This is a genomic window from Streptomyces sp. NPDC051452 (genome assembly GCF_044454765.1).
Classification (GTDB): domain Bacteria; phylum Actinomycetota; class Actinomycetes; order Streptomycetales; family Streptomycetaceae; genus Streptomyces.
The window spans coordinates 74,248-89,869 of record NZ_JBITEB010000005.1; the positions used below are offsets into that span (position 1 = coordinate 74,248).

The window sequence follows — 15,622 nt, forward strand, 5'->3', positions numbered from 1 at the left end:
CTCTCTCTACGGACGAATGTCCGGTCTAAGACGCAGTCTACTTGCAGTAGCCGCCGGAGTATTCGTACGGAAGGAAGGTGGGCACCTTTACCTCCACGCACTTGTGGTCGGAGCCGGCGTTCCAGGCAACCCGGGAAATATTTGCCGCATTCAGGATGCCGTACGCGTCGAACGGCGGCGGTGCTGCGGCGAAGACCACGGCTACGAAGCCCGCGTTGGCAGCCAGGTGAGAGGTTTCCTTTTTATTGAAATACACAGTTCCGCTGATGATCCCCCACGTCCACTTGGGGTCAGCGACCACCGGGAAGGCTGTGTCGGCGTTCGGGGTGACCGTCTGCGTAACGGTGTCACCGTCAACGGTGTAGGTCGTGGGTACGGCGTTGCCATTGGCATCCTTGGCCCACGGGGTCTCCAGGCCGCCGATGATCGTTCCGTCGGCGTTGAAGACGATCAGGCCGCCCTCGGCGGTTTGACGGACCGTAGCCCCCGTGGGCAGGGCGAGCCTGAACGACTGTTGGCGCGGAGCGTTGGCGTCGTTGAGTGTGAACAGCGCACGGAAACCACCATCAGTGGTCGCCTGTGCGGCTGCAGTCACGGATGCGTCGTTGCCCGCGAAGATATTTGTGTCGTTCGTGCTGGACTGCTGCTTAGCTCCGGTCGCCGGCAGCGTAAGGGAGACGGTCGCGTCTCCCTTCGTTGCAGTGATGGGCTCATCACCGCGAGCGGGGAGCGTCACCTGGGCACCGTTCACCGGCGAGTCCAGGGCAGTCGAGCGTAGGTTGGCAGTCCCCGTTGCTTTTTCGATCACCGTCGCGGCACGAGAGGCTGAGTGGTTCGTGTCAGCTGCCGCAGCGGGCGCCAGAGTGGCGGTCAGAGCGGCTGCACCGGCAAGGGTGGAAAAGCCGGCTATTGCACGTCTGTGCATGAAGTTATCCCCCAGAAGGTGTTGCAGGTCCGCTGGTCAACGCGGACAGATCAACTTCTACACGATCAAGCGCAAACCTTCGAAACGGAATACACCCCTACCATCCAACAATGGAATCAACTCTTGACTAGAGCTTGGCCATTGGATGGTGAACTTACGTTTTGTTGACAGGGGCGATTCGGGCAATCGGCGACATTCATGGGATGGAGTGATGCATAAAGACTCCTGCGTGACATCGGTCACTTGAACCATGACGCGGGGTCGAACGGCTCTTCCGTGCCGTCATCGTCAACGACCACTATCTCGCTCTCGCTCTCGCTCTCGATCAGGCTCCCGGCCGTCTCGTCATCAGCCCGAGGCAGCGACGAACGCCGAGGCTTCCGATGTCCACGTTCGGTCGGAGCGGTCATCGGCACCACTCCCCTCTTGCCTCCTTTCCAGGCCGAGCCGTCGAGACTCGGCGAGATCTTCGGCAACCCCGGCCGCGATGAGGGCAGCGCCGGGCGTGTGACCAGAACCGACGTAGCGCCAGTTCCGTTCGGTGATTGCGTTGGGTATGCCGGTGTGGCCCTGGTGGTAGGCGCGTTGGGCGCGAAGCGCTGCGTAGGTGGTGGAGTAGGCGCGGGATTTGGTGAGGATGTGTCCCCGGTAGCCGAGCGTGTGGACCCATGCCCGGAGGCGGAGGGGCTCGTACTCGGGAAGGCCTCCAAGGCGCCAGCAGGTCCGCATGAGGGTGCGCACGTGTTCACTCACGGGCGCCGACTCGATGTCGCCCCGGGACGAGAGCCGGTAGTCAGTGCCGGCGCCTATGTCGCTCGCGCCCTTGGTGACGTACTTGGCGACGTACGCGGCCACCGCGTCATCGTCGGGGCCGTCACCGTCCGTCCGTAGGGGCCGGGCGTCGGAGCGTGCGCCATTGCGCAGACCAGGTCCGCTCAGCAATGTTCGTCAGCAATGCACTTCGGGGAGTACCCGGCACAGAAGGCATCGATGACTACCCGGGACTTCGCCACGGCAAGGCGGAAAGGTGAGGGAACGGCGGCCATGATGGCGCGTGATGGGCTGCCTCGTGCCGGTATCGCCCGGTACCAGAACCGTCGCTGATTCGATCAAAGAAGCCCCGCCTTAGGAGCGAGGTTGGGTGACCGTGGGTGTGGCCTGGGACCGGCGGAGCGGAGCGCAGGCGGGGTTTGAACCAGTGGAGGAAGTCGTAACTCAGGTGAGGAAGGGGCCTCGCAGATTCAATCGAGCGGCCTACGCCACCGCACCCCTACCCGTCAGATCCACTCCACCTCGGAAACGATGCATGGGCTACTTCCAGACGCCGGCAACGGCGTCCGAGAGGGCGCCGGCGGCGCCGACGGGCGAGGGACCGAGGCGCCGACCGCAGCCAGCGCCGCCGCCACCTCCTCCTCGCTCACCCCCGCCAGCGCCTCCATCACCCGATCGAGCGCCTCGCTCACGTCAGTGCTCGTGACCACTCGAAGCAGGTGCCTGACCAGCGTTTTTGACGGTCAGCGGCAGCAACTTCTTGCCGGTTGGGCCTACTTGTACCCAAGTATCCATCTGCGGACGGATCGCGCAGTTGAGGCAGGGCCCAGAAAGGCAAGCAGAGCACACGGCCAGGTGCTCTCAGCGGTCCCCCTGGTTGACGAAATAGCCCACGACAATGAGCACGCCAAGGACGCCCACGCCGAAGATGCCGAGGATCGTCCAGATCCCCTTCCCGTCCATCACAGAACGCACCCCACCCGCGAGGCCACCGACAGACATGCACATACCCAGGACGACCGACCGGGAACTCTGGGGCCTCAACCAGTGCCGCAGGTCTGGGCGGCGGCGCCCCGACGGGGGTGGGCCGGCAGAGTGCGTCATCAGTACCTCACCTTTCCCGGTTCGCGCGGGGCATCCACATCTGTGTCGCCCGGCGCCTTGGGCGCTTCGGGCGTGTAGTAGAAGTCGATCCCGGTCGCGATCACAGCGACCGGCACCCCGAATATCTTCTCTCCGACCTTGCCGATCGTATTAACAAACGTGGGGCGATGGTGTTTGCCGCGTACATCGCTCAGGAGCGCTCCCTTCGAGAGGTGCTTACTGGCCTCGCCGCCCGCCGCGGACGGAGCGCCGCCGATCAGGCCCTGAATCGCACCGTTGATGTCTCCGTGCAGAAGCGCCTCGCCACCGTCCATCCAGGAGCGGTAGCTGAGGAACTCGGCAATGGGCTTGATGGTTCCACTACCCCATTTCGCGGGCGGCGTGTACTCCTCTGAGTCCGTCGTGTTCTGCAGCTCCATACGGGCGTCGGTTTTCGCATCCCTTAGGGAGCCGTAGTACGTGCTTCCGAACTCATGCCTGTTCTTGGTGAGTTGCCGCAGGCCCCAAGAGCAGGTCGAGTCCGCTTCCGCAGCCCGACCGAGGATGGCATCAATGCGACGCTGCAGGGCATCGAGGTCGTCCTGCGTCACCACGATCTCTGGATCGCCGTGCGACATGCGAGGAGGCTGTGGGCTGCGCGTCAGCGAGCCGTCGGCGTGGATCGTAATGCCCTCAGGCGGGTTCCCACAAAGACTCTTCAGGTCGTCCCTGGCCGCCTTGATCTTGTCGTGGGCGGAACTCAGCAGGTTTCCGATGGACTCTGCCTCAGTGACGGCGTCGGTGAACTCATCACACACTCGGACGACGAATGCCTTGGTGACGGTGGCGTTCTCGCCCTTCCACTCGGTGCCCTGGGCCAGACTGCGCATGCCCCCAGCCTCTTTGGCTACTTTCTTCAGCAAGGCCGCCGTGGCAGCCCAGTCGTCAGCTACCGACTGCAACGACGAGAGATTGACGTGAAGAAGTTCTTCGAAGGTCGGCACCGCTCCCCCTGTTGTTCACAGCGTCGTCGCCGTGGTATCCGGACGGCCCCGGTCCACTTGAGGGGCCCTCCCTTCCGCGTACTCTGGCCGGCCGTCACATGATGGGACCTTCCGCCTTCGGCATCTGAGGCACCACGTCATCTGACGTAGCCGGTGGCACGTCCAGATACTGAGAGATCCTTGAGGCGCTGATCTGCGTCGCGATGAAGTCGTCGTCCCGCCGCGACGACTTCACCGAGTAGTCCAGATGGTTGGAGATCTGAGCGCAAGCGTCGACCAGCACCTGCAACTGCGCTTGCCAGCCCCCGTCGGCCTCTGCCAGCGCAGCGCCCATGTCGAAGCCATTGTTCCCCAGGCTCTTCGCAGCCGCCTGGCTGTGCGACTGAGCATGCTTGCCGGCACTCGACAGATGCTGGTGCAGCAGGAAAGCGGCATGGCCGATCTCCCCCATGTCGTCATACTTGACGACCAAGTCCGCCTGACCAGACGATGGCCCACCTGGATCCACCCCGTCCAGCCGCATCCGAGCCTTGGTCTTCAGCTCCGCCCACTCTTGATCGAACGACATGCTCCCACGCCCCGTATCCTCGTCGATCAGATGAAACTACCTCTCTCAAGCTCAACGGCGGCGGGCGGCAACGGTAAGAGCGCGTTAGAGAAGTGCTTCCGCCAGGCACCCAATCACGGTCCCTTGTGGTATATCGGACGAATCTTGAGGGTCCGGACCGACGGCCAAGCCCTCAGACGCCGCAAGGCTTGAGGATTGACGCGAGGGGCGACTTCAATGGCGTCGTGACCACGGCACCGATGGACCGTATGAGAATCATTGCTGGACGGGCCTCACTCGAAGACGTCATGGCGAAGCTGTGTCGGCAAAGGCCGGTCTTCCACTCCGAGGCCGACCTTCAGCACAGTTTCGCCCGGGTGCTCTGGGAGTTGGCGCCGGACGTGCAATCCAGGCTGGAGGTGCCGCAGCGAGGGTCGGATAGGACCGAGTACCTAGACCTTCAGTGCCTCGGTCCTGGGAGCCGCACTGCGATCGAATTCAAGTACTTCACCCGAGCTTGGACAGGCAAGGCCGGCGTGCCGGTCGAGGACTATGTCCTGAAGGCGCATGGCGCCACCGACCTCGCCCGCCTGCACTTTGTTCGGGACATAGCGAGGCTGGAGCGCTTCTGCCGTCGGCCCGGCCACAACGGTCTAGCCCTTGTGCTGACCAACGAGGTGTCCCTGTGGAGCCCGCCGGGCCCCGGTCGCCGGCGTACCCGAGATCATGACTTCCGGATGCACCACGGACGGGAACTCGCCGGGACTCTGCTCTGGGCCGAGGGCACCTACGAGCCGAACACATGCAGACTGCGAGGCACCTACCCCCTCGAGTGGGAGATGTACTCCGAGCAGGATGGAGCCGGGGGTGAGTTCCGCTATCTGGCGGTATTTGTCGACCCATCGGCTATCGGAGCCGACGACGCTGTTGGTACCGGTCAAGCCCGGTAGAGGTTGCTTCGTTCCACCTGCTGTGGGGCGGGTATCCAATGGCGTGTGCGGTCGTGGGCGGTCCGCCTCGTGGCGCCGATACCTCAGACCCACTCCACCTCGGAGACGATCCGCGAGGCGCTCCTTGGGCTCGGCAGCGGAGTTCGGGAGGGCGCCGGCGGCGCCGACGGGCGAGGGACCGAAGCGCCGACCGCAGCCAGCGCCGCCGCCACCTCCTCTTCGCTCACCCCCGCCAGCGCCTCCATCACCCGATCGAGTGGCTCACCCACCTCAGTGCGAGTGACCGCTCGAAGCCGACGCCTGACCTTCGTTCTTGACCGTCAGCGGCAGCAACTTCTTGCCGGTCGGGCCGATTTGTATGGCCGTGTCCATCTGGGGGCAGACGCCGCAGTCGAAGCAGGGGGTCCAGCGGCAGTCCTCGACCTCTGTCTCGTCGAGGGAGTCCTGCCAGTCCTCCCAGAGCCAGTCCTTGTCCAGACCCGAGTCGAGGTGGTCCCAGGGCAGAACCTCCTCGTAGGTGCGCTCGCGGGTGGTGTACCAGTCGACGTCCACGCCAAAGGGGGCCAGCGCCTTGTCCGCGCACGCCATCCAGCGGTCGTAGGAGAAGTGCTCGCGCCAGCCGTCGAAGCGGCCGCCGTCCTCGTAGACCGCGCGGATCACGGCGCCGGTGCGGCGGTCGCCGCGGGAGAGCAGGCCCTCGACGATGCCGGGCTTGCCGTCGTGGTAGCGGAAGCCGATCGAGCGGCCGTACTTCTTGTCGCCGCGGATCTTGTCGCGGAGCTTGGCGAGGCGGGCGTCGGTCTCCTCGGCGGAGAGCTGCGGGGCCCACTGGAACGGGGTGTGCGGCTTGGGGACGAAGCCGCCGATCGAGACCGTGCAGCGGATGTCGTTCGCGCCCGAGACCTCGCGGCCCTTCTGGATGACGCGGGTCGCCATGTCGGCGATCTGCAGGACGTCCTCGTCCGTCTCCGTCGGCAGGCCGCACATGAAGTACAGCTTCACCTGGCGCCAGCCGTTGCCGTAGGCGGTGGCGACGGTCCGGATCAGGTCCTCTTCCGAGACCATCTTGTTGATGACCTTGCGCATCCGCTCGGAGCCGCCCTCGGGGGCGAAGGTGAGGCCGGAGCGGCGGCCGTTGCGGGTCAGCTCGTTGGCCAGGTCGACGTTGAAGGCGTCGACGCGGGTCGAGGGCAGCGAGAGGCCGATCTTGTCGTCCGTGTAGCGGTCGGCGAGGCCCTTGGCGATGTCGCCGATCTCCGAGTGGTCCGCGGAGGACAGGGACAGGAGCCCGACCTCCTCGAATCCCGTCGCCTTCAGGCCCTTGTCGACCATCTCGCCGATGCCGGTGATGGAGCGCTCGCGGACCGGGCGGGTGATCATGCCGGCTTGGCAGAAGCGGCAGCCGCGGGTGCAGCCGCGGAAGATCTCCACCGACATGCGCTCGTGGACGGTCTCGGCGAGGGGTACCAGCGGCTGCTTGGGGTACGGCCACTCGTCCAGGTCCATCACCGTGTGCTTGGACACGCGCCACGGCACGCCCGACCGGTTGGGTACGACACGGGCGATGCGGCCGTCCGCCAGGTACTCGACGTCGTAGAACGCCGGGATGTACACCTCGCCGGTCCGGGCCAGACGGAAAAGGACCTCCTCGCGGCCGCCGGGGCGGCCCTCCGCCTTCCACTCGCGGATGATCCGCGTCATGTCGAGCACGGCCTGTTCGCCGTCACCGATGACCGCGGCGTCGATGAAGTCCGCGATCGGCTCGGGGTTGAAGGCCGCGTGGCCGCCGGCCAGGACGATCGGGTCGTCCAGCCCGCGGTCCCGGGACTCCAGCGGGATGCCGGCCAGGTCCAGGGCCGTGAGCATGTTCGTGTAGCCCAGCTCGGTGGAGAAGGACAGGCCGAACACGTCGAAGGCCTTGACCGGGCGGTGGCTGTCCACCGTGAACTGCGGGACGCCGTGCTCCCGCATCAGCGCCTCCAGGTCGGGCCACACGCTGTAGGTGCGCTCGGCGAGGACGCCCTCCTGCTCGTTGAGGACCTCGTAGAGGATCATGACGCCCTGGTTGGGCAGACCGACCTCGTACGCGTCCGGGTACATGAGCGCCCAGTGGACGTCGCAGCTGTCCCACTCCTTGACGGTGGAGTTCAGCTCGCCGCCTACGTACTGGATCGGCTTCTGCACATGCGGGAGCAGGGCTTCGAGCTGTGGGAAGACCGATTCGACAGACATCGGGGGAACCTTTGTGAGCTGACGGGGGTGACCACCAAGCGTAACCCGCCCGGCGCCCTCCCCCGTACGCTCAGTCGGCCGCCGCCTCGCTGATCCGCTGCCACAGGCCCGGCAGCTCGGCCTCCGTCGCCGCCGCCCGGGCCTCCTCCCTGCCGTACAGCAGTCCGTAGGTGAAGGCGCTCTCCCCCGCCGCGTGGGCCACCGCGGACAGCTCGCGCAGGGTGTGGCGTGCCATGACGCTGTCCTGGTGCTCGCCGAGCAGTTTGGTCAGGGACTTCATGGACTTGGCCAGGGAGCGGGCGGAGCCGCCGAGGGCCGGTACGGCCGCCTCGGCGGCGTAGCGGGCGCGCTTTCCCTTCTTGCGGGCCTCGTGGATGGCCACGTCGCGTTCCTCGCCGGGCGGCAGGTCCAGGGCCTCGGTGACCAGGCGGGAGACCTTGGCGAGGTCCTTGCGTACGGCCTTGGCCAGTACCTTCTGTGGCTTCCCGGCGGCGCTCTTCCTGAGCGGGGGGTCGGCGAGCAGCGCGTCGAGGGTGTCGAGCAGGGCGAGATAGCGGGCGGAGTCCAGGATCGCGACGAGGTGGCCGCGGGCGCTGACGTGCCGGACGCTCGCCCAGCCGGCGAGGCGTGTGCGGACGGGGCCGGAGACCAGGGCGGCCGGGAGGGAGTCGAGGGCGGCCGTCAGGCGGTCGGCGAGGACCTCCTGGTCGCGGTCGAGGCCCAGCTCGCCGGCCAGCCACTTCAGCTCGGCCGCGATCGGGTCGGTGACGGCGGGGTCGAGGACCTTGCCGAAGGTGCGGAAGGTGCCGCGCATGCGGCGGGTGGCCACGCGCATCTGGTGGACGGAGTCGGGGACGTCGCGGCGGACGGCCGGGTCGTACTCGAGGATCCTCTCGCGCTGCTCGCGTACATAGGCGAGGACGTGGTCGCCGGCGGTCACCGGCTTGGCCCCCCGGCCGTGGCCGGGCCGGGCGCCGCCGGTGCGCTCCAGGGCGCGGACCAGCTTGGAGGGTGAGGTGGAGGGGCGTACGCCCGCCTTGCGCAGGTGCTTGTCGATCCGGTCGAGGACGGCGGGATCGGCCTGGTCCGCCAGCTCGACCTCGATCTCCGTCCACTGGGTGCTACCGCCCTTGCCGATGAGCCGGTCGGCGGTCACGGTGTCGACGCTCGCCTCGGCGAGCAGCCGGCCGCCGGCGTCCACGAGGTGGCGAACGTCGCGGGCGGAGCGGAGGCGGACGACAGGGACCAGTTCGGCGTTGCGGACGCGGGAGCGGACCAGTGCGGCGATCTCGGGGGGAACGGTGTCGGAGAGGGGGGCCCGGATCTCGTCGCGGACGCCGGGGGCGACGGGGAATTTCAGGTGCCAGCCGGCGTCGGCGCCGCCGGTGCGGCGGCGCAGGGTGAGGGACGCGGCGGTCAGGCGCTGGTCGGGGGTGTCGTAGTAGACGGCGTCCAGCTCGACCAGGCCCTTGTCGATGACGTCCGCCACCGGGCCGACGCCGGTCAGGTCGGGCAGTCCACTGTCCTCGGATTCGTACTTGCGCTCGATCTCGCGTTTCGTATCCGCCATGTCCCGAATGTAGTGGGACACGGGTGGTGATGGCAGAGGATGCCACCGCTCGCGGTCCGTGCGGTGTCGGGGAGGTGGCCGCCGCCGGGTGCGGCCACCTCGGGTGACGACGGTGGATGGCGGTGTGGGCCTACGCCGACATGGGGCGCTGCACCTTGATCGACTGTAGTAGCCCGATCGCGATCCACACCGCGAACATCGACGAGCCTCCGTAGGAGACGAAGGGCAGCGGCAGACCGGTGACGGGCATGATGCCGAGGGTCATGCCGATGTTCTCGAAGGACTGGAAGGCGAACCAGGCGACGATCCCGGCGGCGACGATGGTCCCGTACAGCTCGGTCGAGTCACGCGCTATCCGGCAGGCGCGCCACAGGACGACCCCGAGCAGGAAGATGATGAGGCCGGCGCCGACGAAGCCCAGTTCCTCCCCCGCGACCGTGAAGACGAAGTCCGTCTGCTGCTCGGGCACGAACTGGCCGGTGGTCTGGGAGCCGTGGAAGAGGCCGGCGCCGGTCAGGCCGCCGGAGCCGATGGCGATGCGGGCCTGGTTGGTGTTGTAGCCGACGCCCGCCGGGTCGAGGTCGGGGTTGGCGAAGGCGGCGAAGCGGTTGATCTGGTACTCGTCCAGGATGTGCAGCTGCCAGATGGCGACGCAGCCGATCACACCGGCGATGAGCAGGCCGAAGACCCAGCGGTTGGAGGAGCCGGAGGCGAGCAGTACGCCCAGGATGATCGCCACCATGGCCAGCACCGAGCCGAGGTCGGGCATGAGCAGCAGGATCATGATCGGTACGGCGGCCAGGCACAGGGACTGGAACACCGTCCGGTGGTCCGGGTAGGGCTTGTCGCCGGCGTCCACCCGGGCGGCGAGCAGCATCGCCATGCCCAGGATGATCGACACCTTGAGGAACTCGGCGGGCTGGAGCGAGAAGCCGCCGATGACGAGCCAGTTGCGCTGGCCGTTGATCGTCGCGCCGAGCGGGGTGAGGACCACCAGCGCGAGGAGCACCGACAGGCCGTAGAGGATCGGCACGGCGTTGCGCAGGGCCCGGTGGCCGAGCCAGAGCGTGCCGATCATCAGGGCGATCCCGATGCCGAGGTTCATCAGATGGCGGACCAGGAAGAAGTAGGGGTCTCCCTGGTTGATCTCGGTCCGGTTGCGGGTGGCCGAGTAGACCAGCAGTGAGCCCAGCAGGGACAGGGCGGTGGCGGCGAGCAGGATCGGCCAGTCCAGCCGGCGGGTCAGGGAGTCGCGGGCGAGGATCCTGGTCCAGCCGGCCCGCTCGGGGCCGTAGCCGGAGACGGAGAAGCTGTTCGCTCCGGTCATGAGGGCATCCTCCGGCTTCCCCTCCTGCGGGTCCGCCTGCCCGTGGTGGGCGAGGCGGTGGTGGCCGGCGGCTGCTGGGCGTCGCCGTTGGTGGTGTTGGTCTTCTGGGCGGCCTCGACGTCCTTGGCGGGGTCGCCGACGACCTTGGGGTCGACGATGGTGCCGTCCGCGCGGACCTTCGGCAGGCTGGTCTGCGGCTGGGGCAACAGGGCCTTCTTGTTGTCGATGGAGCCGTCGCCGCCGACGCCGTAGAGCGCGCTGTAGATGTTGCGCACGGCCTCACCGGAGGCGCCGGAACCCGTACCGGCCTGGGCGATCGTCATGATCACCGTGTAGTCCTTGGAGTAGGTGGCCAGCCAGGAGGTGGTCTGCTTGCCGTAGACCTCGGCGGTGCCGGTCTTGGCGTGCAGCGGGATCTTGTCCTGCGGCCAGCCGCCGAACTTCCAGGCGGCGGTACCGCGGGTGATGACGCCGGCGAAGGCGTCGTCCATGCCCTTCAGGGTGGCCTGGCTGACCGGCAGCCGGCCGCTCTTCTTCGGCTTGATGGGCGTGACGGTCTTGCCGTCCGCGCTGATGATCGCCTTGCCGATGGTGGGCTGGTACATCGTGCCGCCGTTGGCGACGGCGCCGTAGATCACCGCCTCCTGGATCGGGGTGACGAGGGTGTCGCCCTGACCGATGGAGTAGTTGATCGAGTCGCCCTCGCGCATCTTGTTGCCTTCGAGGCAGTTCTCGTAGGCGATCTTCTCGACGTAGCTGCCGTCCTTCTTGCCGGACTTGCACCAGGCGTCCTTGTTGGCCTTCCAGTAGTCGAGCTTCCACTGGCGGTCGGGGACGCGGCCGGTGACCTCGTTGGGGAGGTCGATGCCGGTCTCCTTGCCGAGGCCGAACTGGTGGGCGGCCTTGTAGAAGTAGTCCTTCGGCTGGCCCTTCTTGGGGTTGATGCCGCCGTCCTTCTTCCACTCCCGGTCGGCGAGGCCGTAGAAGACGGTGTCGCAGGAGACCTCCAGGGCGCGGCCGAGGGAGATCGGGCCGAAGTTCTCGCCCTCGAAGTTCTTGAAGACCTGGCTGCCCACCGAGTACGAGCTGGTGCAGGGGTATCCGCCGTCCCACACGTAGCCGGCCTCGACCGCGGCGGCCGTGGAGACCACCTTGAAGGTCGAGCCGGGCGCCGCCTGACCCTGTATGGCCCGGTTGAGCAGGGGGTAGTCGGAGTTCTTTCCGGTGAGGGCCTTGTAGTCCTTGGCGGAGATACCACCGACCCAGACGTTCGGGTCGTAGGTGGGGGCCGAGGCCATGGCGACGACGCGGCCGGTCTTGGCCTCCATCACGACGACCGCGCCGGAGTCGGCCTTGTAGTTCTCGCCGGTGATCTTGTCGTACTGGGTGCGGGCGACCTTCATCGCCTTGTCCAGTTCGTACTCGGCGACCCGCTGCACCCGGGAGTCGATGCTGGTGACCAGGTTGGAACCGGACTCGGCGGCGTCCGACTTGGCCTTGCCGATGACCCGGCCGAGGTTGTCCACCTCGTAGCGCGTGACGCCGGCCTTGCCGCGCAGCATCTTGTCGTACGTGCGCTCCAGGCCGGAGCGGCCGACCATGTCGGAGCGCAGATAGGGCGAGTCGGTGTCCTTGGCCTGCTGGATCTCGAAGTCGGTGACGGGCGAGAGATAGCCGAGCACCTGGGAGGTGTTGGACTTTCCGGGGCCCGGGTAGCGGCGCACCGCTTCCGGTTCGGCGGTGATGCCGGGGAAGTCCTCGGAGCGTTCCCGGATCTGCAGGGCCTGCTTGGCCGTCGCCTCGTCCGTGATGGGGATCGGCTGGTAGGGCGAGCCGTTCCAGCAGGGCTGAGGGGTCTTGGCGTCGCAGAGCCGGACCTTCTGCATGACCTCCGCGGGCTTCAGGCCGAGGACGCCCGCCAGTTTGGTGAGGACCGCCTTGCCGTCGTCCGGCTGCTTGAGCAGGTCGGTGCGGGAGGCGGAGACGACCAGACGGGTCTCGTTGTCGGCGAGGGGCACGCCGCGGGCGTCCAGGATGTCGCCGCGCACGGCGGGGTCCACGACCTGCTGGACGTGGTTGCCGGACGCCTCCTTCTGGTAGGCGGCGCCCTCGCGGATCTGGAGGTACCACAGCCGGCCGCCGAGTGTGCCGAGCAGGGAGAGGACGAGGATCTGGATGACGACGAGCCGGATCTGGACCCGTGGGGTCCGACCGGTCTCGGGGATGTTGGTCACTGCGGCTGTCTCCCCCTCTCAGTGCGCGGATGCGGCAGCGTGTACGAATGGTGAACGAGCAGCCGGGGAGCCCGCGTTCCGTGCCGGCTTACCCGTTCGGGTGAACTCCGCGGTGTTCACAGCCGCTTGACCCCCTTGATGCGGCCGACCCGGGCGGAGCGGGTGCGGGCCCTGGCCTTCAGCGCGCCCAGGCCACTGCGCTGGCCGCCGATGCGCAGTCCGGTGCCGGAGGAGAGCCATCCGGAGGAGATGTCCCCGGCCTTGGCGGCGGGGCCGGACTCGGCGAGCGGGTCGTTGTCGGCGCGGCGGGCCAGCCACATGATGGCGGGGACCACGAACGGGGCGAGCAGCAGGTCGTACAGGGCGGCCGAGATCAGCAGGCCGGTCAGTCCGACGTGGCGGGCGGCGGTGTCGCCGACGAGGGCGCCGACACCGGCGTACAGCAGGGTGGAGCCGACGGCGGCGGCGACCACGACGGCCATGGGGCCGGTCGCCGACTTCAGGCGGCCGTTCTCCGGCTTGACGAGCCCGGCGAAGTAGCCGATGACGCAGAGCACGAGGGCGTAGCGGCCGGCGGCGTGGTCGGCGGGCGGGGCCAGGTCGGCGAGGAGACCGGCGCCGAAGCCCACGAGGGCGCCGCCGACATGGCCGTACACCATGGCGAGGCCGAGGACGGTGAGCAGCAGCAGGTCGGGGACGGCGCCCGGCAGGTGCAGGCGGGCGAGGACGCTCACCTGGATCACGAGGGCGACGACGACCAGGGCGCTGGAGAGCAGGATCCGGTTGGGACGCATGGGGAATTCAGCTCCTACTGCTGCTGTTGCCGCTGGCCGTCGGAGGCACCCGCCGAGGGCGACACCGTGACGGTCACGGTCGGCGTCGGGATCGGCTTGGGCTTGGCCGGGAGCACGGTGTCCCGCGGGTCCTTCTGCGGTGCCTGGACGACCACGCCCACGATGTCGAGCTTGGTGAAGGCGACGTAGGGGGTGACGTAGAGGGTGCGGGTCAGGCCTCCGCCGGAGGGGTCGACGCGGGAGACGACACCGACCGGGACGCCCGGCACGAAGGGCTTGTCGGCCTGCGAGCCGAAGGTGACGAGCCGGTCGCCCTTCTTCACCTCGGCCTTGCCGTTGAGCAGTTCCACGCGCAGCGGGCGGTCGCCCTGGCCGGAGGCGAAGCCGAGTTCGTCGCCGCCTTCCATGCGGGTGCCGACGGTGAAGTCGGGGTCGTTGGCGAGCAGTACGGTGGAGGTGTCGGGGCCGACGGTGGTGACGCGGCCGACCAGTCCGTCGCCGTTGAGCACGGTCATGTCCCGTTTGATTCCGTCGCTCGCGCCGGCGTCGATGGTGATGGTCCAGGAGAAGCCCTGCGCCGACCCTATGGCGATGACCTGGGCGCCCTTGATGCCGTACTGGCCCTCGCCGGCGATCTTCAGCATCCTGTCGAGCTGCGTCAGGCGGCTGCGGTTGCGGTCGTCGCTGCCGAGCTTCGCCTTGAGGGCCGCGTTCTCCTTCTCCAGAACCGCGAGCCGGTCGTGTCTGCTGCCGGAGGCCCGGATCGCCGAGACCGCCTCGCCGACGGGGTCGACCGCCGAGGACAGGCCGTTCTCGACCGGGCCGAACACCGTGGCCGCGGCCTGTCGGGCGCCGTCCACCGGGGAGTTCTCACCCCCGCGGATATCGACCGTGATCAGGGCGAACGCGATGGCGATCAGCAGGACCAGGAGCAGCCGGCTCTCTTTGGTGTCCCTCACGTGCGGCGGCCGTGCCCTTCCTCTAAGTAGGAATTCGGGGGTCCCTGGAGAACGCGAAATGGTGCGGCGCACACCCAAGAGGCCCATTCGGGGGAGCTTATGCCTCTATATCAACGATCCGCCGCACGAGAGGAGAACGTCTCGTACGGCGGAATCGAAGAGTTACGTCATCTGCGCGGCTGGGCGTCCAGCACCTGCTGCAGTGCCTCGAACTCCTCGACGCACTTGCCGGATCCGAGCGCGACGCTGTCCAGCGGGTCCTCGGCGATGTGGATCGGCATGCCGGTCTCCCGCCGCAGCCGCTCGTCGAGCCCGCGCAGCAGTGCTCCGCCGCCGGTCAGAACGATTCCTCGGTCCATGATGTCGCCGGACAGCTCCGGCGGGCACTTGTCGAGGGTCGTCTTGACGGCGTCGACGATCGCGTTGACCGGTTCCTCGATCGCCTTGCGGACCTCGGCGGCCGAGATGACGACGGTCTTGGGCAGCCCGGAGACCAGGTCCCGGCCGCGTACCTCGGTGTGCTCGTCGGCGTCGAGGTCGTACGCCGAACCGATCGTGATCTTGATCTGCTCGGCCGTGCGCTCACCCAGCAGGAGGCTGTACTCCTTCTTGATGTACTGGATGATCGCGTTGTCCAGTTCGTCGCCGGCGACGCGGATGGACTGGGCGGTGACGATGCCGCCGAGCGAGATGACCGCGACCTCCGTGGTGCCGCCGCCGATGTCCACCACCATGTTCCCGGTGGCCTCGTGGACCGGCAGCCCGGAACCGATGGCCGCGGCCATGGGCTCCTCGATGATGTGCACCTGGCGGGCGCCTGCCTGGGACGACGCCTCGATGACCGCGCGGCGCTCGACACCCGTGATGCCCGAGGGCACGCAGACGACGACCCGCGGCCGGGCGAGGTACCGCCGCTTGTGGATCTTCAGGATGAAGTAGCGGAGCATCCGCTCGGTGATCTCGAAGTCGGCGATCACGCCGTCCTTCAGCGGCCGCACGGCGACGATGTTGCCCGGCGTCCGGCCGATCATCTTCTTCGCTTCGGCGCCGACCGCGAGGATGCCACCGGTATTGGTGTTGATCGCCACGACCGAGGGTTCGTTGAGGACGATTCCACGACCCCTGACGTACACCAGCGTGTTGGCGGTCCCGAGGTCGACAGCCATGTCACGGCCGATGAACGACATTGAGTTCCCCATCCGGATTCATCTGGCCTTCCCGTGCCT

At 67.6% G+C, this 15,622-nt stretch carries 12 protein-coding genes; 1 reads left to right on the forward strand and 11 read right to left on the reverse strand.

All coding sequences use genetic code 11. The annotated features are described in order from the left end of the window. Positions 1-37: 37 nt before the first annotated feature. The 4 genes from ACIBA9_RS15275 to ACIBA9_RS15290 all read right to left on the reverse strand — a co-directional run bounded on the left by ACIBA9_RS15275 (position 38) and on the right by ACIBA9_RS15290 (position 4,351). Entirely contained in the window at positions 38-925 is an 888-nt protein-coding gene (locus tag ACIBA9_RS15275; protein WP_399363103.1) for a hypothetical protein, read from the reverse strand. Positions 926-1,273: 348 nt separating this feature from the next. Continuing rightward, the gene (locus ACIBA9_RS15280) at positions 1,274-1,867 is read right to left on the reverse strand and encodes a replication initiator (RefSeq protein ID WP_399363105.1); all 594 of its coding nucleotides are present in this window, start codon (positions 1,865-1,867) and stop codon (positions 1,274-1,276) included. A gap of 932 nt (positions 1,868-2,799) precedes the next feature. Continuing rightward, positions 2,800-3,783, reverse strand: coding sequence for a hypothetical protein (locus tag ACIBA9_RS15285; protein WP_399363107.1), 984 nt, complete (start codon positions 3,781-3,783; stop codon positions 2,800-2,802). Positions 3,784-3,877: 94 nt separating this feature from the next. Continuing rightward, the gene (locus tag ACIBA9_RS15290; protein WP_399363109.1) at positions 3,878-4,351 is read right to left on the reverse strand and encodes a hypothetical protein; all 474 of its coding nucleotides are present in this window, start codon (positions 4,349-4,351) and stop codon (positions 3,878-3,880) included. 224 nt (positions 4,352-4,575) lie between these two features. Between ACIBA9_RS15290 and ACIBA9_RS15295 the strand changes: the two genes are divergently transcribed. Continuing rightward, the gene (locus tag ACIBA9_RS15295; RefSeq protein ID WP_399363111.1) at positions 4,576-5,280 is read left to right on the forward strand and encodes a hypothetical protein; all 705 of its coding nucleotides are present in this window, start codon (positions 4,576-4,578) and stop codon (positions 5,278-5,280) included. Between the two features lie 270 nt (positions 5,281-5,550). On the opposite strand, the gene ACIBA9_RS15300 is transcribed toward ACIBA9_RS15295, so the two are convergent. From ACIBA9_RS15300 to ACIBA9_RS15330, 7 genes are all read right to left on the reverse strand, one after another. Beyond that, entirely contained in the window at positions 5,551-7,512 is a 1,962-nt protein-coding gene (locus tag ACIBA9_RS15300) for a TIGR03960 family B12-binding radical SAM protein (protein WP_399363113.1), read from the reverse strand. A gap of 70 nt (positions 7,513-7,582) precedes the next feature. Continuing rightward, positions 7,583-9,082, reverse strand: coding sequence for a CHAD domain-containing protein (locus ACIBA9_RS15305; protein ID WP_399363114.1), 1,500 nt, complete (start codon positions 9,080-9,082; stop codon positions 7,583-7,585). A gap of 130 nt (positions 9,083-9,212) precedes the next feature. After that, positions 9,213-10,409 carry a rod shape-determining protein RodA gene (rodA, locus tag ACIBA9_RS15310; RefSeq protein WP_399363116.1) on the reverse strand — a complete coding sequence of 399 codons (1,197 nt, stop codon included), beginning with the start codon at positions 10,407-10,409 and terminating at the stop codon, positions 9,213-9,215. Further along, positions 10,406-12,643: a penicillin-binding protein 2 gene (gene mrdA, locus ACIBA9_RS15315; protein ID WP_399363118.1), complete on the reverse strand. Its 2,238-nt coding sequence runs from the start codon at positions 12,641-12,643 to the stop codon at positions 10,406-10,408. Before mrdA ends, rodA begins: the two co-directional genes overlap by 4 nt. Positions 12,644-12,759: 116 nt before the next feature. Beyond that, entirely contained in the window at positions 12,760-13,437 is a 678-nt protein-coding gene (gene mreD / locus ACIBA9_RS15320; protein WP_399363119.1) for a rod shape-determining protein MreD, read from the reverse strand. A gap of 14 nt (positions 13,438-13,451) precedes the next feature. Further along, a complete protein-coding gene (gene mreC, locus ACIBA9_RS15325) occupies positions 13,452-14,396 on the reverse strand; it encodes a rod shape-determining protein MreC (RefSeq protein ID WP_399363121.1) in 945 nt (314 codons plus the stop codon). A 167-nt stretch (positions 14,397-14,563) separates the two neighbouring features. Further along, on the reverse strand, positions 14,564-15,583 hold the full coding sequence (locus ACIBA9_RS15330) for a rod shape-determining protein (RefSeq protein WP_031158632.1): 1,020 nt from the start codon (positions 15,581-15,583) through the stop codon (positions 14,564-14,566). Between the last annotated feature and the right edge of the window lie 39 nt (positions 15,584-15,622).